Annotated in this window: 19 protein-coding genes; 10 read left to right on the top strand and 9 right to left on the bottom strand. The window is 61.4% G+C overall.

The window, feature by feature from the left end:
• The first annotated feature begins 4 nt into the window (after positions 1-4).
• The 3 genes from MTX36_RS14890 to MTX36_RS14880 are packed head-to-tail and all read left to right on the top strand — an operon-like array spanning position 5 to position 2,618.
• Positions 5-1,150, top strand: a complete 1,146-nt coding sequence (locus MTX36_RS14890) for an ABC transporter ATP-binding protein (protein WP_243620511.1) — start codon at positions 5-7, stop codon at positions 1,148-1,150.
• Positions 1,151-1,155: 5 nt separating this feature from the next.
• Positions 1,156-1,839 carry an ABC transporter permease gene (locus MTX36_RS14885; protein WP_243620510.1) on the top strand — a complete coding sequence of 228 codons (684 nt, stop codon included), beginning with the start codon at positions 1,156-1,158 and terminating at the stop codon, positions 1,837-1,839.
• Positions 1,836-2,618 carry an ABC transporter permease gene (locus MTX36_RS14880; RefSeq protein WP_243620509.1) on the top strand — a complete coding sequence of 261 codons (783 nt, stop codon included), beginning with the start codon at positions 1,836-1,838 and terminating at the stop codon, positions 2,616-2,618. The genes MTX36_RS14885 and MTX36_RS14880 overlap by 4 nt, the downstream gene beginning before the upstream one ends.
• Here MTX36_RS14880 and MTX36_RS14875 read toward each other — a convergent pair.
• The 4 genes from MTX36_RS14875 to MTX36_RS14860 all read right to left on the bottom strand — a co-directional run bounded on the left by MTX36_RS14875 (position 2,615) and on the right by MTX36_RS14860 (position 6,019).
• Positions 2,615-3,808, bottom strand: a complete 1,194-nt coding sequence (locus MTX36_RS14875; RefSeq protein ID WP_243620508.1) for an NADP-dependent malic enzyme — start codon at positions 3,806-3,808, stop codon at positions 2,615-2,617. The two genes, MTX36_RS14880 and MTX36_RS14875, sit on opposite strands and share 4 nt — an antisense overlap.
• A 344-nt stretch (positions 3,809-4,152) precedes the next feature.
• Positions 4,153-4,551 carry a hypothetical protein gene (locus MTX36_RS14870; RefSeq protein ID WP_243620507.1) on the bottom strand — a complete coding sequence of 133 codons (399 nt, stop codon included), beginning with the start codon at positions 4,549-4,551 and terminating at the stop codon, positions 4,153-4,155.
• A 2-nt stretch (positions 4,552-4,553) separates the two neighbouring features.
• On the bottom strand, positions 4,554-5,168 hold the full coding sequence (locus tag MTX36_RS14865; RefSeq protein ID WP_374230490.1) for a MarC family protein: 615 nt from the start codon (positions 5,166-5,168) through the stop codon (positions 4,554-4,556).
• Entirely contained in the window at positions 5,165-6,019 is an 855-nt protein-coding gene (locus MTX36_RS14860; protein ID WP_243620505.1) for a PHP domain-containing protein, read from the bottom strand. Before MTX36_RS14860 ends, MTX36_RS14865 begins: the two co-directional genes overlap by 4 nt.
• Positions 6,020-6,135: 116 nt before the next feature.
• On the opposite strand from MTX36_RS14860, the gene MTX36_RS14855 reads away from it, so the two are divergent.
• Together MTX36_RS14855 and MTX36_RS14850 are read left to right on the top strand one after the other, a co-directional pair.
• Positions 6,136-7,206 (top strand): magnesium and cobalt transport protein CorA, encoded by a 1,071-nt coding sequence (locus MTX36_RS14855; protein WP_243620504.1) that lies wholly within the window; start codon positions 6,136-6,138, stop codon positions 7,204-7,206.
• Between the two features lie 137 nt (positions 7,207-7,343).
• Positions 7,344-7,796, top strand: a complete 453-nt coding sequence (locus MTX36_RS14850; RefSeq protein ID WP_243620503.1) for an SRPBCC family protein — start codon at positions 7,344-7,346, stop codon at positions 7,794-7,796.
• A gap of 2 nt (positions 7,797-7,798) precedes the next feature.
• On the opposite strand, the gene MTX36_RS14845 is transcribed toward MTX36_RS14850, so the two are convergent.
• On the bottom strand, positions 7,799-8,383 hold the full coding sequence (locus tag MTX36_RS14845) for a suppressor of fused domain protein (protein ID WP_243620502.1): 585 nt from the start codon (positions 8,381-8,383) through the stop codon (positions 7,799-7,801).
• Positions 8,384-8,480: 97 nt separating this feature from the next.
• Here MTX36_RS14845 and MTX36_RS14840 point away from each other — a divergent pair, with 97 nt between their 5' ends.
• Positions 8,481-9,179, top strand: a complete 699-nt coding sequence (locus MTX36_RS14840) for a metallophosphoesterase (protein WP_243620501.1) — start codon at positions 8,481-8,483, stop codon at positions 9,177-9,179.
• A complete protein-coding gene (locus tag MTX36_RS14835) occupies positions 9,169-10,032 on the top strand; it encodes a chromosome partitioning protein ParB (protein WP_243620500.1) in 864 nt (287 codons plus the stop codon). Before MTX36_RS14840 ends, MTX36_RS14835 begins: the two co-directional genes overlap by 11 nt.
• On the opposite strand, the gene MTX36_RS14830 is transcribed toward MTX36_RS14835, so the two are convergent.
• Positions 10,025-11,119 (bottom strand): winged helix DNA-binding domain-containing protein, encoded by a 1,095-nt coding sequence (locus tag MTX36_RS14830; protein ID WP_243620499.1) that lies wholly within the window; start codon positions 11,117-11,119, stop codon positions 10,025-10,027. The two genes, MTX36_RS14835 and MTX36_RS14830, sit on opposite strands and share 8 nt — an antisense overlap.
• Positions 11,120-11,138: 19 nt before the next feature.
• The gene (locus tag MTX36_RS14825) at positions 11,139-12,503 is read right to left on the bottom strand and encodes a sensor histidine kinase (protein ID WP_374230488.1); all 1,365 of its coding nucleotides are present in this window, start codon (positions 12,501-12,503) and stop codon (positions 11,139-11,141) included.
• A 98-nt stretch (positions 12,504-12,601) separates the two neighbouring features.
• Here MTX36_RS14825 and MTX36_RS14820 point away from each other — a divergent pair, with 98 nt between their 5' ends.
• Positions 12,602-12,889 (top strand): hypothetical protein, encoded by a 288-nt coding sequence (locus MTX36_RS14820; RefSeq protein ID WP_243620498.1) that lies wholly within the window; start codon positions 12,602-12,604, stop codon positions 12,887-12,889.
• 46 nt (positions 12,890-12,935) lie between these two features.
• Here MTX36_RS14820 and MTX36_RS14815 read toward each other — a convergent pair whose 3' ends face one another.
• Positions 12,936-13,430: a general stress protein gene (locus tag MTX36_RS14815; RefSeq protein ID WP_094274244.1), complete on the bottom strand. Its 495-nt coding sequence runs from the start codon at positions 13,428-13,430 to the stop codon at positions 12,936-12,938.
• 107 nt (positions 13,431-13,537) lie between these two features.
• Positions 13,538-14,500, bottom strand: coding sequence for a CoA ester lyase (locus MTX36_RS14810; RefSeq protein WP_243620497.1), 963 nt, complete (start codon positions 14,498-14,500; stop codon positions 13,538-13,540).
• A gap of 97 nt (positions 14,501-14,597) precedes the next feature.
• Between MTX36_RS14810 and MTX36_RS14805 the strand changes: the two genes are divergently transcribed.
• Together MTX36_RS14805 and MTX36_RS14800 are read left to right on the top strand one after the other, a co-directional pair.
• Positions 14,598-15,884: a magnesium transporter MgtE N-terminal domain-containing protein gene (locus MTX36_RS14805; protein WP_243620496.1), complete on the top strand. Its 1,287-nt coding sequence runs from the start codon at positions 14,598-14,600 to the stop codon at positions 15,882-15,884.
• Positions 15,881-16,423, top strand: a complete 543-nt coding sequence (locus MTX36_RS14800; protein ID WP_243620495.1) for a DUF1003 domain-containing protein — start codon at positions 15,881-15,883, stop codon at positions 16,421-16,423. The genes MTX36_RS14805 and MTX36_RS14800 overlap by 4 nt, the downstream gene beginning before the upstream one ends.
• Positions 16,424-16,469 lie beyond the last annotated feature (46 nt).

Below are 16,469 nucleotides of genomic sequence, written 5' to 3'. Positions count from 1 at the left end.
CCACGTGATCACCTTCGAAGGTGTCACGAAGCAGTATCCCGACGGCACCAGTGCCGTGGATCGACTCGACCTCACAATCGAGGCCGAGTCGTTCACGGTTTTTGTCGGCCCCTCCGGATGTGGCAAAACGACGTCCCTGCGCATGATCAATCGCATGATCACACCCACAGCGGGAAAGATCCTTGTCGACGGCCGGGACATCGCGCAGACCGATGCGGTGAAATTGAGGCTCGGCATCGGGTACGTCATTCAGAATGCCGGGCTACTTCCGCATCGCACGGTCATCGACAATGTCGCGACCGTTCCGGTGCTTCGAGGCGAATCTCGTCGCGCCGCACGCAAAGCCGCGCTCGGTGTCCTGGAACGGGTGGGTCTGGATCTCTCACTCGCTACGCGTTATCCGGGCCAGTTGTCCGGCGGGCAGCAGCAGCGTGTGGGGGTGGCTCGGGCTCTTGCTGCCGATCCCCCCATTCTGTTGATGGACGAACCTTTCAGCGCAGTCGATCCGGTGGTCCGTGAGGATCTGCAAACCGAGATGCTCAGGTTGCAGAGTGAATTGAAGAAAACCATCGTCTTTGTCACCCACGACATCGACGAGGCAGTCAAACTCGGCGATCACATCGCAGTGTTCGGTCCCGGTGGACGCCTACAACAGGTTGCTGCGCCGCGTGACGTTCTGGCCGCTCCGGCTACAGATTTTGTGGCCGGATTTGTCGGACGCGATCGCGGCTACCGCGGATTGTCGTTCCGCGCGGCCGACGAAGTGCCGGTGCATTCCGTCCGCACTGCCACCGAGAACGAATTGAAGTCTCTGCGACTCGAGTTGGGTGAATGGGTACTCGTCGTCACCGATTCCGGTGTGCCGAAAGGATGGATCGACGTCACCGGTGTCGAGGGGTTGCGTGCGGGACGGACACTCGCCCAATCGACGTCGGCGGGAGGTTCCCTGTTTGCACCCGGTGGCGATCTGCGTCAGGCACTCGACGCGGCAATCTCGTCTCCCTCCGGGATCGGGGTTGCCGTTGATGCCGACGGCGCGGTCATCGGCGGAATTTTCGGCTCCGAGGTTGTAGCCAAATTGGCCGAGCAACGTCGACGCGAGGACGAAGAACGCAACCGAGTCGCGTTCGCCGAGGGATTCGGGGCGTAGGCGGAATGCGCTGGCTCATCGACAATTTTTCGACGGTCGTCGACTACTCCGAGACTCACCTGTATCTGGCGTTGCTTCCACTGCTGATCGGCTTGATCATCGCGATTCCTATCGGAACCGTGATCCGCAATATCAAGTGGCTGCGCCGAATCACGTTGACTCTGGCGAGTATTGCCTTCACGATTCCCTCACTCGCGCTGTTCGTCACGATCCCCCAAGTCTTCGGCCTCAAGACTCTCGATCCGCTCAATGTCGTGATCGCTCTGAGTGTGTACTCCACGGCACTGCTCATTCGAGCTGTCCCGGAGGCCTTGGATTCGGTGCCGGCCAGCGTGATCGACGCATCCATTGCGGTCGGATTCACACCGCTGCGACGAGCGTTGACCGTCGAACTACCCTTGGCACTTCCAGTGATGATCGCAAACATCAGAGTGATAGCGGTGACAAACATTTCACTGGTTTCGGTGGGGTCACTGATCGGGATCGGCGGTCTGGGTGTTCTGTTCAAACAGGGCTACGACCGCGATTATCCCGATCAGATCATCGCCGGCATCATCGCGATTGTCGCCTTGGCTCTGGCCCTCGATCTGATCCTGTACCTAGTCGGCAGGCTGCTGACCCCGTGGACCAGAACAACGTCCGCGGCAAAGGTACCCGCAATCATCGCAGCGGAGGGAGACCCGGTATGAGTATCTTCACCGGCGCTTGGGACTACATAGCCGATCCCGCAAATTGGAGTGGTGACACCGGAATCGGTACCCGCATACTCCAACATCTCTGGTACAGCGTGCTGGCGGTTGCCCTCTCGGCGGTGATCGCAGTACCCGCCGGGCTGATCATCGGGCATCGGCGCCGTGGCCAGATCGTTGTCGTCAGCCTGGTCAATGCACTGCGATCAATCCCCACGCTGGGTCTGCTGACCTTCCTGGTCCTGCTGATGGGACTCGGCGTGATGCCGCCGATTCTCGCGCTGGTCATTCTCGGTATTCCGCCGCTACTCGCGGGAACCTATGCCGGCATCGCGAACGTCGACAGCGACGTCACCTCGGCCGCGCGCGCAGTTGGGATGACCGAACTGCAAGTACTCTTCCGTGTCGAAATTCCCAATGCCCTGCCACTGATTCTGGGTGGGTTGCGCAACGCCACATTGCAGGTCATCGCCACCGCAACGGTTGCCGCGTACGTCAATCTCGGGGGCCTCGGCCGATACATCTTCGACGGGATCGCTCTCTACAAATACGACCGCGTCATGGTCGGGGCAATCCTCGTCGCCGTGCTCGCACTGATCGTCGACGGCCTACTTGCACTTGTCGTGTGGGCGTCCGTGCCGGGAACCGGGCGACTGCGTCGCACTCCGGATCTCGCCCGCCTGTCGGCGATACCAGAAGCCAAGCGCCCCAACATAAAAACCCCGATCGACAGCCAAAGTGTGCGGGCGGTCGATCGGGGTTTCCGTAGTCCCTCTTAGCTGGTCACGCCCTCAGCATGCGCTGCGGCCGCGACGGCTTCCGCTACTGCGGGTGCCACGCGAGGGTCGAGTGGGCTGGGGACGATCTTGTCCACGGCCAACTCGTCGCCGACCACCGACAGGATCGCCTCGGCGGCAGCAAGTTTCATACCTTCGGTGATGCGACGGGCTCCGGCGTCGAGCGCACCGCGGAACACGCCGGGGAAGGCAAGGACGTTGTTGATCTGGTTCGGGAAATCACTGCGGCCCGTTGCGACGATGGCCGCATACTTGGCCGCGGTCTCCGGGTGGATTTCCGGGTCCGGGTTGGACAGTGCAAAGACGATCGAATCGGCAGCCATGGAAGCGATGAACTCTTCGGGGATCTTGCCGGCCGAAACGCCGAGGAAAACATCTGCACCTTCGAGAGCAGCGGCGGAGCCGCCGTGCACCTCACGGGGGTTGGTACGAGCAGCCAACTCGGCCTTGACGTCGTTGAGGTCATTACGCTCGTTCGAGATGATTCCCTTGGAATCGAGCACGATGACATCCTTGATACCCGCGGCCAGCAGAATGTTCGCGCAGGCCACGCCGGCTGCACCAGCGCCGGAGATAACGATCTTCAGCGCGGTGATGTCGCGGTCCTGGACCTTGACAGCACCCATGAGCGCGGCCAGCACCACGATCGCGGTACCGTGCTGATCGTCATGCATGACGGGGCAATCGAGAGCCTCGATGACACGCTTCTCGATCTCGAAGCAACGCGGTGCCGAGATGTCCTCGAGGTTGACGGCGCCGAAGCTCGGACGCAGACGGATGAGCGTCTCGACGATCTCGTCGGGGTCCGTGGTGTCGAGGACGAGCGGGATGGAGTTGAGTCCGGCAAAGGTCTTGAACAGTGCCGACTTGCCCTCCATGACGGGCAGCGACGCGCGCGGGCCGATGTCGCCGAGGCCGAGAACCGCGGTGCCGTCACTGACAACCACGACGAGTCGGTTGGTCCACGTGTACTTGTCCACGAGGGTCGCGTCGGCGGCGATAGCGCGGCTCACCTGGGCGACGCCCGGTGTGTACGCGATGGACAGGGCGCGCTGCGTATCGAGCGGCGCGGTGGTCTCGACAGAGAGCTTGCCACCGACGTGAGCGGCAAAGATTTCTTCGTCGGTCAGCTCGACCTTGGGTACGTTGATGGCTTCAGTCACAAGGGACACAATGACACTCCTGATTAGTCCAGCCGCATTCGGGTCTGGGTTACTGGGAAGTAGCGATTCGACTGTGTAAACGGGACGTTAACAAAGGTCGGAGAACGTTTCTTCCGCAAACGACTACAGAGAAGGCAGAGCATTCGGGGTGCGTGAGAAGTTGGCCGCATTACGTCCGAAGCGTCATGGTGTTGGGCGGGTGAGCCCTGGCAGATCCATGCAATCTTGGTTCCTCGAAACAAGTCGAGAAAACCGGTACCTCGTGGCCGGGCTGTGGCGCCGCCTACGAAGCCCCTCCAGTTTGCCACTTGTTCCGGAACACAATCAAATCCCGATTTCGATCGATGCGCTTTTCAGCCCCACCACTGCGTCACCAGGAGCGCCCCGGCCGTCACCAGGACGACGACAGAAGCTGCGACCGCACTGATACCGCGCCGTCGGTCACAGATGATCTGCGCAGCCACTGCCACCACTGACGCCACAATGTGGGCGGTGATCGACGCCGATCCCGGCCCGGGGAATCCTCGGCTACTTCCCAGATAGGCGGAAGCAGCCACGACGATGGTGAGCACCACGATCCCCGCCGCGACAGTGCCGCTGAGTGCGCGGAGACCACGAATCAATGCCCACTGCTTGTCGGAATCGTGGTAACTGTCGTAGTCGTCGTAGTCGTACGCGTCGTACTTATCATCACCGTACGGTTCGTACCCACCCTCGCCGTGCGAGCTATACCCGTCGCTACTGTTTGTCATCGTTACGCTCCCACGATGAATCCGCGGACCGACTCCGCAATGAGTTGAACGGCAATGGCAGCGAGCAACAAACCGGCGATACGGGCCAGCAACGAGATTCCGCCGACACCGAGCACACGAATCAAGACTGTCGAGAATCGTAGAACGATGAACAGTACGAAGTGAATGGAAAGTATCGCCAAGGCGATTGCAAGATACGACGCCGCCTCCCCGTCGGCCTGAGCGACGAAGACGATGACAGCGGCAATTGCGCCGGGGCCCGCCATCATGGGAGTTCCCAACGGCACCAAGGCCACATTGACGTCGTCGGCACCCTCCGGGCGATTCGACGACTTGCCCGTCAGTAGCTCGAGAGCGATCAGCAGAAGCAGCAATCCACCGGCGCCCTGCAGTGCCGGGATGCCGATGTGGAGATAGCTCAGGATCGCTTGCCCACCGACTGCGAAGACGGAAATGACGGCGAGTGAAACTGCTGGGGCTTGCCAGGCCGCGCGGTTACGGTCTTCCCGGCTCTTGCGTCCGACCAAGGACAGGAACACCGGAATAACACCGGGCGGGTCCATGATGACGAACAGAGTAATGAATACGGTGAGGTAGAGCGTGGTATCGAGCATCAGCGCGTAAGCACCTCGACGCCAGTTGCCACCGAAATCAGTTTGTCGAACTCTGCCTCGTCGGTGAGTTCGTCACCGAGGCCGATCGTCTTGTTTTCACCGTGATAGTCGGACGATCCGGTGACCGCGAGCCCGAGGTCGTCGGCAAGACGGCGGAGTACGACGCGGTCATCAGCGCGATGATCCGGGTGGTCTACTTCGAGGCCGCCGAGGCCCAACCCGGCGAGATCGCGAATGTGATCGAGTGCGAGGACACCACCGCGTGAGCGTGCCCGTCCGTGAGCGAGCACGGTCACGCCACCGGCGGCGGCCACCAATTCGACGGCATATTCGATCGGTGTGTCGTATTTGGGGACGTCATAGCGCCCACGGGTGGACAGAAGATCGGTGAAGGCTTCCCCGATGCTGGACACAACTCCGGCTTTCAACAGCGCCGCAGCAATATGGGGACGGCCGACAGAGGGACCGGCGTCCGCCAAAATCTTGTCCGGATCGATGGGCAAGCCGTCGCGAGCCATGAGGGAGGCCATCACCCGAATCCGCTCGACGCGCTCACCACGCAACCGTTCGCGTTCTTTCGCGAACTCGGGGTGCGCTGGGTCGAACAGGTAGGACAACAGGTGGACGGCTACCGGCCAGCCGCTTTCGCCGCGTCCTTCACAGGACATTTCCATGCCGCGAACCAGACTGAGCCCGGCCGGCAGTGCGTCGGCCGCCTCCGTCCAGCCGGCGGTGGTGTCATGGTCGGTGAGGGCGACGACGTCGAGTCCGGCGTCACGGGCGGCGTGCACGAGAGCGGCGGGGGTGTCCGTGCCGTCGGATGCATTGGAATGGGTGTGAAGGTCTATTCGCACCGCTACAGTCTGTCAGCAATCCGCGTGATCATCACGGTCCGGTGGCACCGGCGGACGCTGACGTACGATTGCGCCGCAGCAGCAGTGCAATTCGCCTGTCGCGAAGGGAGCCCCGCATGCCGTCATTACCGAGTTGGCCGAACGGCAAATCGCTGCAGACCCCGACCCCGAAGATCCCGATTCCCGCGGCGCGCGCCATCGTGGACTGCGCGGTGTACGTCGACGGCGCGCGGCTTCCCGGAAAATACACGCACAGCGCCGCACTCGCCGAGGTCCGAAAGCGCGGCACCGGCTTTGCCTGGGTTGGGATGCATGCACCGGACGAAAACCAAATGCAGGATGTGGCAGAAACTTTCGGCCTCCACGAACTCATGGTCGAGGATGCCGTCCACGCACACGAGCGACCGAAACTCGAACGCTACGACGACGTCATGTTCTTGGTCCTGCGCACCGTCGTCTACGTGCCGCACGAGTCGGTGGAGACGGCCAACGAGATCGTCGAGACCGGCGAGATCATGGTTTTTGTCGGACCCGATTTTGTGGTCACCGTTCGCCATGGCGACCATTCCGAACTGGCAAGTGTCCGGCGCTCGCTCGAACAGTTACCCGAGCGACTCGCCATGGGTCCGTGGTCCGTCCTCCATGCCATCACCGACCACGTCGTCGACAGCTACCTGTCGGTGACCCAGATGGTGGAACAGGACGTCGACAGAATGGAAGAGTTAGTGTTCAATCCCCGCAACACGGTCGCGGTCGAACACATCTACCTGCTCAAACGTGAAATTGTTGAGCTTCGACGGTCGGTCACACCGCTTGGTTTGCCACTGCTGCAACTCACTCAACCTGCGGGCGGATTGGTTCCCAAAGAGATCCGACGCTACTTCCGCGACGTCCGCGATCACCACACCATCGTCGCCGAACGCATCTCGGAGTACGACGAGGTTCTCAGTTCTCTGGTCGATGCTGCCCTGGCAAAAATTGCGGTGCAGCAGAACACCGACATGCGCAAGATTTCGGCGTGGGTCGCGATTGCCGCGGTGCCGACCGGAATTGCCGGTATCTACGGCATGAACTTCGAGAACATGCCGGAACTGGGTTCCCAGTACGGATATCCCATGGTGCTGGCATTCATTGCATCGGTGTGCGTTGGCCTGTTTTTTCTCTTCCGCCGCAACAACTGGCTCTAGAGCCTGTACTTAGGCGCGCTGCCAGCGGACAATAGTACTGGGTAGCGACTTTTTCGGAGGCTACCCGAAATCCCCCTCGCATCGATGAATGAAAACCCGAAATTAACCTTGCCACAAGCAAATTCGGAGGAAATGCGATGCCTGTAGTTGAACAGTCAGTTGTAATTTCACGTCCTGTAGCCGAAGTCTGGGGCTACCTCACCAACGCCGATAACTGGCCCAACTGGGAGAACTCAATGGTCGAGTGCCGTCAGACAACCGATGGCCCCCTCGGCGTCGGAACCCAGTGGCGCGGCGTCACCCGGATCCTCGGCAAGCGTATCGACTGGACATCAGAGTTCACGGAAGTCGATGTGCCCAAAGTAAGTACAGCCAAATCGGTGGGCGGTCCGATCAACTTCACCTTGAGCACGAAGTGCGAAGAAGTCGAGCAGGGAACCCGCGTTCTCTACCGCCTCGATACGGAGAGCGGACTCGGCGGAGTGTTCGGACGGATGGCAGACCCGCTTGTTGCCAAGATCTACGGACGATCGGTGCAGGCAAGTTTGGAGAACCTAGCCGACCTTCTCGATCACCAAGCATCACAATAGAATTAGAGTGACGCGGCCGCTCGGTGCGGATCTCGGATGTCGATGCCGGCCTCAGCCCAGGCTTCGCGTAGCGCGTCCGCACCGCGCAACCGAACCCAAGCAGCCTCGGTTCCCGTAATCGGGACAACTGCAAGGAACCGAACCGGATCCATCGGTTCCGGCAGCTCCAATGCCTCGATCCCACTGTCCCCCAGCAGAACTGCTGTAAAGGCCGTGTCTTTCCACAACGGCTCGCCGAGATCGAGCAGTGCATCTTCGAGAAGTACCACTCCCTCGACTGACGGTGCAGCGGCCAGGACTGCGAGTGTCCGGGCGACGCCCGACGCGATTCCGGTGCCGCCGCGCAAGGTCAGCACCAACTCGGCGCGCGGTCCACGGGTGGGATCGGCAACCAAGTCGCCCGGATCCCCCATTGGATGCCGCGAGCATCCGACGCTCGCATAGCGAACCAGTCCGTCGGGTGATTCGAATCGCAGCACGTCCAGAGGCTCGACGCCCAGGAATGTCACCGATGCAGCGGCCGGTTCGGGCCCCTCGATGCTGGAAACGAGATGAGCGCGGACGGCGGAGACAACACTGGCTGACACGCGTCCATCTAATCATCCTGGCGTCTTTGTCCACAGTCCAGAGTCCTCGGGCCGCTACCCAGGCAGATACCTGAGCAAACCGGTAGCGTCAGTCCGCATGGTCAACGTACTCGCCGTCAGCGACGAGACTGTCGAGTTCCTGTGGAGCAGCCGAGTGCGCGATCTGGGCGTCGACCTCGTACTGGGCGCCGGTGATCTGCCGTTTCCCTATCTGGAATATCTCTCGGACCAATTGAATGCTCCGTGTGTTTTTGTTCCCGGAAATCACGACGCCGACCTGTCCGGATATTCGGAATCTGCGTCAGGGTGGACTCGTGCGGGAATGCCGGCCCAATGGCCGGGGCCCACCGGTGCCGTCAACGCGGACGGACGCATAGTATCGGTAGCGGGTCTGCGGATCGCCGGACTGGGCGGTTCGATCCGATACAACTCCGGCTCGAATCAGTTCTCCGAACGTCAGCAGCGTCGACGTGCACGCTCCCTGGCCTGGGGCAATGCTTGGCAGTCGCAGTTGCCGGGGCGCACACGAGCTGTCGACGTCCTGCTGACACACAGCCCCGCCCGTGGGGTCGGTGATGCCGAGGACCAGCCGCATCGGGGCTTCGAGTGTTTCCATACACTCGTCGACTCGCTCGATCCCGCCGTCATGATCCACGGACATATCCACCCGCATGGTCGGACGCCACCTGATCTGGAGATCGGCAGGACTCTCGTTCTCAACACCGTCGGCTACACGCTGATGGACATTTCACCAGGTATTCCTCCGACGATCATGAGGCGCCGACATGGCTCGTGACACAGGTTTTCCCACGGCGGACGCGGAGAACGACTTCGCGCGGCAACGTCGACGCGCCGATGTCGCGCGCCTGGTCAGTTGGCTACGACGCGAACCTGACGACGTCAATGCGATCCTGCCTTTCGACGAAGTCGTCGCAGCTCTCGGCAAGGTGGGCGAGCGACCTTTGGGTCTCCAGGTGGTCACAGTTGAGTCGATAGTCGGAAGTGTTGATCGGACAAACGATTTCGACAAATACTTCCGGCCCACGTCGACGCACAGCCGCGAACGCTGGGAACGCCTGGCCGTCGCTCAACGTCGTGGAGAATCTGTTCCGCCGGTCCAGTTGTACCGCATCGGATCGATGCACTTCGTCCTCGACGGCCATCACCGGGTCTCGATCGCCTGTGCCATGCACCAGAAGACCATTGACGCGTACGTCACCGAAATCCTCACTCGCATCTCACCGGAGGGCATCACCCAGCGCGCGGACCTCCTGATCAAGGATCATCGCCGCCTGTTCCTGACCAGAGTTCCGTTGACCGGATCCCAACGCGAAGCGGTGACAGTCACCGATCCGTGGGAGTACGCGGAACTCAGCGAGTGCGTGGAGGCGTGGGGATTTCGGCTGATGCAGGAGAAGGGCGAGTTTCTCGGTCGAGACAGCGTGGCGCGCCGGTGGTTCGGAGAAGAATTTCTGCCCGTCGTCCGCATGTTGAGAAACGCGGACATGCTGCCTGAGCACACTGACGCCGAGGCCTATCTGTGGATCGCCCGTGAGCGATACCGTCTGGTGCGGCGTCACATGTGGAACGACGAGATCGTGGCCGAACTACGTGATCGCGCACCCCGAAAGTACAAGCCCACTACGTGAGCCGGTCGAGGGAGACGTCCCGAGCCGAAATTGCGGGGTGCAGGAACTTCAGCAACGAACGACCTTCTCTCTCGATCGCCGCGATCACAGTTTTCGGTTGCTGCGCAAAGAGAGTCACTGCCAACCGTGCCGATTCGCCAGTCGTCGACACTGTTGCGAATCCAGCGACTTGTCCTCGCACGAGGACAGCGGGTTTGATGATTCCGTTGACGGTAAATACTTGTGATCGGTACTGCTTGTCCAGGATTCGAGAGCGATCGGCGTGCGATAGCAGGATGTTGTCGAACGGAGCCAGGATACGGACCGGGGGCGTTCCCGAGTCCGGACGCGGCGCATCCGGCAAGTCGAACAGTTCTGTTCCGTTCTCGTTCTTGAAAGTGATCAGGCTCGAGCGTAGTCGCTCGAAAACCTCGCCGAGTCTGGTCAATCCCGACCAAGCCTGCGCATCCTTCACACTGGCCGGACCGAAAGCCGCCAGATAGCGCAGTACCAACGCGTCGGGCCGCGGCGTCAGATCGACTTCAGTTCCCAGCCAGTCCTCCAGCGTGGTCAACGCGGGCGCGCCGGATCGACCCCACAGACCACGCGGCGGGACCTGCACCATCGGCAACAATCCACGAACCGCATGCGCCAAACCTTCGGGCGCACGATCCGGAAAGCACTCGGCCAGAAGAGGCCTCATCTGCATCTGAGTGAGCGGACCCTCCGAAACCAGTTCACGTCCGGCCTGCGCCAGCGCCTCGAAATCCATTCCGGTCAGTGCCGCGCGGTGTGCCGTGTTGGTGTGGAGGTCTCGTTCCATGATCGACTGAACCGTTCCACGGAAGGTCGCGGCATCAGCAACCGAGAGGGCAAAGACCGTTCCCCGCATGGCAACCAGACGTACAACATGGCGGTTTTCAATGAGAGTTGACAGATCTTCTGCCGCAAAGTTTTTCAGCCGAGCCCACAGCGCCAGATAGGGAGGTACCGGCGCCTGCGCCTGCAAACCGGCGAGGTGGGAGACCGCTTCGAGCGTACTGACATCTGCTCGCTCCATCAGGTACTGGCGAGCAAGAGTTGCCCGCGCGAGAGCCCGGTCGTTCATCACTACCACAGTGCACCTTTCATCGGTCGTCAACAATTTCGAACGGTAACTCCACGCGCGCAACGGTTCCCGTTGGCTCCCCCGGTCCGATCGAGAATGAACCGCCGGCCGCGACAACCCGCAGTTGATGTGACAGAAGACCGATATGGCCACGTCCCTGACTGGCCGCAATCTTGTCGCTGCTGATGCCGCGACCGTCGTCTGTCACCGTCAGAACAGCTATCCGATCCGACGCTGAAAGCTCGATGCGAACATTCGCTGCCGCAGCATGTTTGACGACGTTGTTCAGCAACTCCCGTGCCGCACCGAACAAGATATCGTCCGCCGAGGTACGCAAGTCGTCCCTCCAGCGGGACGCCTCGACCGCTACCGCCAAACCTCCACGGCCTTCCACGGATCGCGCCACGTCTCCGATCGCCCGTGCCAGACCCACGTGACCCAGAACCGTCGGATGTAGCTCTGCAACCGAGGATCTCAGCAAGGTGGTTGCCTCGCTCAATGCTTGAAGTGCACGTTGCCGGACAAGGGGATCTACACTTGTTCCCAGCTCGTCGATGTCCATCCGGGCGACAAGAACGTACTGCAGAGCGCCGTCATGCAGCTGTTCCGACAGCGCTCTACGCTGACGTTGCTCGAGGCTCATCAGCTCCGCGAGAAGGCTTGTACGGTGCCCCACCAACTCGGCGATTGTCAGAACCCGAGATCGTTGGATTCGCGTCAACCCGACGGCACCTACTCCGAGTGCTGCCAGAGCCGTGGTGCTGAGCAGAATCGACGCCCACGGTTCCTCGTTGGAGGCCATCGTCGCCCAACTCGCGGCAAAGAAGACTGCGATTGTGGCGGCGACGATCGCTGCGCAAATGTCGGTCCGCAGTTGAGTGCAGGCCAGAACGGGAATCACGAAGAGTCCGTTGCAGAGGATGTCCGCGGTCCAGCTTTCCTGCGCGGTAAGTCCCGTCAACAAGGTCAGGGTCGCGAGCACTGCCAGGTCGACGAGAAGACCGAGCCAGAGCGCGTTCACCGGGCCTGCACCCGTGTGCCGGTTGAGCGAAGCGAAGGGAGATGTGTGCCGGTTGAGCGAAGCGAAGGGAGATGTGTGCCGGTTGAGCGAAGCGAAGGGAGATGTGTGCCCGATCCACAGAGCAAGGCCCACACACCAGCTCACGTACAACCCGAGGATGAGAAAGCACCACCCGGAACCGTGAGCCGGCGGAACAACGATCAGCGTCGACGCTATGAACACGACCAGCACGCCACGCACCCCGAGTTGGAGGTACGCGCCCCGGTACGCGTGTTCACGCAGTATCTGTTCGAGTTCCGGCCCAGCATGCAGATCGTCTGTCGACGGCCCGGATCCGAACATGTGTCCTCCTGTGCCGATCATCCGAGTTCCCTGGGAATCAGCTTCGCACAGACAATATTTCCCCGGTGCCGGAATACGGTGAAGACCGACAGCACAGCATTACAAACTGAGGAGACGGCATGAACACCACCACACAGGTTTCGAACCGAGTAGACAAGCGGCACTTCGCTACTCGTTTTGCCCTCGCCGGTGCTTTGGCGGCTGCCCCGATCGCTCTGATCACCGGAACTGCGCATGCCTCCCCGGTGGCCACCACGCATCACGAAGATCTGGGCGATCTGGCTCCCCTGCCCGAGCCGGGCTACACCGCGCCCGGCCCCGTGCAGGTTCCCACCGCTGCGGGACCAACATATTCGTTCACCGTCATCTCAGCCGAGTACGGCCAAATAGCAAGCGAATTATCCTGAGCTGCTGCAGCTTTCGACAAAAGCCATCACCTCCGCGGCGAAGAACTCAGATAGCAAGTTTCGCGAGCAAGTCGCGAGCGGCCTCCGCAGTTTTGGGTTCGCACAGCACGTCGTAGCGACCGGCAACCAGCTGCATGGTCGACGCAAAATCGCGCTGACCACGCGTCGCTGCGTACGGGATGGTCGTGGTGATTACGCCGAAGATGATGCCGCCGATGATGCCCGTGATCAACGGAGCCAGGAATCCGCCGGTGACGATGCCGAGCACCAATCCGAAGAAGACACCCAGCCACGCTCCGGACACCAACCCACCACCGATCACCTTGGGCCAGGTGAGGCGTCCCAGAACGCGCTCGACCTGCATGAGGTTCACACCGACGATGGTGACGTCCTGGACCGAGAATTCCTGATCCGACAGGTAGTCGACGGCACGCTGCGCTTCTGCGTATGTCGGATAGGAGCCGATCGGCCAACCCGAAGGCGGCGTCGGCAACCCGCCGCGGCGCGACCCATTCGGCGATTGTGCGAGCGGATTGGACATGGCGACAGTGCTCCTCGTTTCGGGCGCGTAATCCACGGCTGAACAACGCGATACCTATGGTCTCTATTGTGCCCTTTGCCGACTCGAATTGGTCGACATGTCGAACGTCAGGCGTGTTCGGGTGGAGTGAATTCGGAGGTACGTGCCATGTCGGCAGCGCGCCCCTTCGCCGAAATCACCAGTGCCATCTTGCGACTCGCCTCGTCGATCATCTCGTCGCCGAGCATCACCGCGCCTCGTCCACCGCCGGCTGCGGAGGTATGAAATGCGTAGGCGTCCAAGATCAATTCTGCTCTGTCGTAATCGGATTGACGCGGGCTGAACACCTCGTTGGCCGCCTCGATCTGCGTCGGGTGGAGCACCCATTTGCCGTCGAAACCCAGTGCCGCAGTGCGTGCGGCGCTTCGGGTGAACGCCTCGACGTCACGAATCTGGAGGTACGGACCGTCGATTGCCTGGACGCCGTGGGCTCGTGCCGCCATCAGAATCGTCATCAGAATGTGGTGATAAGCGTCACCGCGGTCGTAGCCGTCGGGCTGCTCACCGACCACCAAGGTGCGCATGTTCAGGCTCGCCATGAAATCAGCCGGCCCGAAGACCAGGGCCTCGACGCGTGGACTCGCCGTCGCGATCGCATCGATGTTGGTCAGGCCGATGGCATTCTCGATCTGCGGTTCGATGCCGATCCGCCCCACTTCGAGTCCGTTTGCCTTCTCCACCTGGGTCAATAGCAGGTCCAGGGCCTGCACATGGCTTGCATCGGGAACCTTGGGCAGCAGAATCGCGTCGAGGTGCGCGCCGGCTCGTCCGACAACCTCTACGACGTCGGCATACGTCCATTCCGTGGTCCAGTCGTTCACGCGAACCACCTTGACCTGCTTGCCCCACCCGTCCTCAGCCAGCGCATCACCTACGGCCTCACGCGCGGCCTGCTTCGCCAAGGGCGCGACAGCATCTTCCAGATCGAGGAAGATCTCATCGGCCGGCAGTCCCTTCGCCTTGTCGATCATCTTGCGGCTGCTGCCCGGCACAGCCAGGACTGATCGGCGGGAACGATTGCGTGAAGTCATCTCGGAGTGCCCTTCGTGATCGGTGTCTCGCGCTTTCTGCGACGTGTAATACGGCTCCGTTGCAGATTTCTACGTTCGACGAATTAGCCTTGCAATCATGGCAGCAGCAGGCAAGGTATTTGCAGCCAGGCTGGCGGGCCTGGTTGTCCTCGGTCCGGACGGTGAGTCGATCGGGCGAGTGCGTGATGTCGTGATCACTGTTCGTATCGGGCGCCAGCAACCGCGCGTACTCGGCCTGGTGATCGAAATGTTCACGCGCAAACGTATTTTCGTACCGATGCTGCGTGTGACAGCCATCGAGCCGAGCGCGGTCACGCTAACGACCGGCAACGTCAGTATCCGTCGCTTCACCCAACGGCCCGGTGAAGTACTGGCACTCGCCCAGGTGCTCGATTCACATGTGCGCGTTGATGACCCTGAGCTGACCGAGCTTCACGGCGTCGACGCGGTGGTGGTCGATCTGGGTATCGAATCGAGACGGACCCGCGACTGGGTGGTCTCGAAGGTCGCGGTCCGTGCCCATCGCGGACGGCTGGGTCGCCGGGCCGCAATCCACGTCGTCGAGTGGCAATACGTTGCGGGATTAACACAGAGTGACCTTTCGTTACCCGGCCAGGGAGTCGCGCACCTTCTTCTCCAATACGAGGGCATGCGTCCGGCCGATGTCGCCAATGCCATGCGCGAACTCCCGGAGAAGCGTCGACGAGAACTTGCCGCGGCACTCGACGACGAACGTCTCGCCGACGTCGTCCAGGAATTGCCGGCCGACGATCAGACCGATCTCCTCATGCACCTCGAAGTAGAACGGGCAGCGGATGTCCTCGAGGCGATGGATCCGGACGACGCCGCCGACCTCCTCGGTGAGCTCCCCGCAACCGAAGCCGAATCCCTGCTCCAGTTGATGGATCCGCAGGATTCGGAACCGGTGCGTCGGCTCCTCGAACACTCCCCTGACACGGCCGGCGGTCTGATGACGCCAGAACCCGTGGTGCTGACGGCGTCGACGACTGTTGCCGAGGCGCTCGCGCGGGCACGAAACTACGACGTCACACCGGCGCTTTCGAGCATGGTCTTCGTAGTGCGGCCGCCGACCGCAACACCCACCGGACGCTATCTCGGTTGTGTTCACCTGCAGAAATTACTGAGAGAACCGCCCGCCAGCTTGGTCGGCGGACTTCTGGACAGCGACCTGCCGACACTCGGTGCGGACGATTCGCTGGCTGCGGTGACGCGATACTTCGCGACGTACAACCTGGTGTGCGGCCCGGTGGTGGACGACCAGAATCACCTGATCGGCGCGGTAACCGTCGACGACGTCCTCGACCATCTCCTCCCCGAAGACTGGCGCGAGGACGACTCGGACGACGGAGGACTCTTACGATGAGCGATCGATTCTCGAGCACCTCGGCGCGTCAACGCCTGGAAACCCCTCGAGGGAACCGTCGTTTTCATTTCGACTTCGACGTCGAAGCGGTGGGACGCGTCAGCGAGCGCATTGCGCGGTTCCTCGGGACCGGCCGGTACCTGGCGATTCAGACCATCATCGTGATCGTCTGGATTCTGATCAACATCTTCGTCGTCGCCCTGCGATGGGATCCGTATCCGTTCATCCTTCTCAATCTGGCGTTTTCGACGCAGGCTGCCTACGCGGCACCGTTGATCCTGCTGGCGCAGAACAGGCAGGAGAACCGGGACAAGGTTTCCCTGGAGGAGGACCGCTCGCGCGCCGAACAGACCAAGGCCGATACCGAGTTCCTCGCCCGGGAATTGGCCGCTCTGCGTATCGCACTCGGCGAGGTCGCAACTCGCGACTACTTGCGCCGGGAACTCGACGAAATCAAGTCGTTGCTCAGCTCCGACAACGAACCGACACCCAAGAAGAAGCATCGAGAGTCAGGTTCCTCGAAACGCGAGTCTCAATAACTGAGAATTCACTGAGTTTTGGTGCGCACACCGTGACCGATATGTA

It is taken from the genome of Rhodococcus sp. ARC_M6 (assembly GCF_022810305.1).
In the GTDB taxonomy this organism is placed as follows: domain Bacteria; phylum Actinomycetota; class Actinomycetes; order Mycobacteriales; family Mycobacteriaceae; genus Rhodococcus_F.
This window is presented reverse-complemented; position numbering and strand designations above follow the sequence as displayed.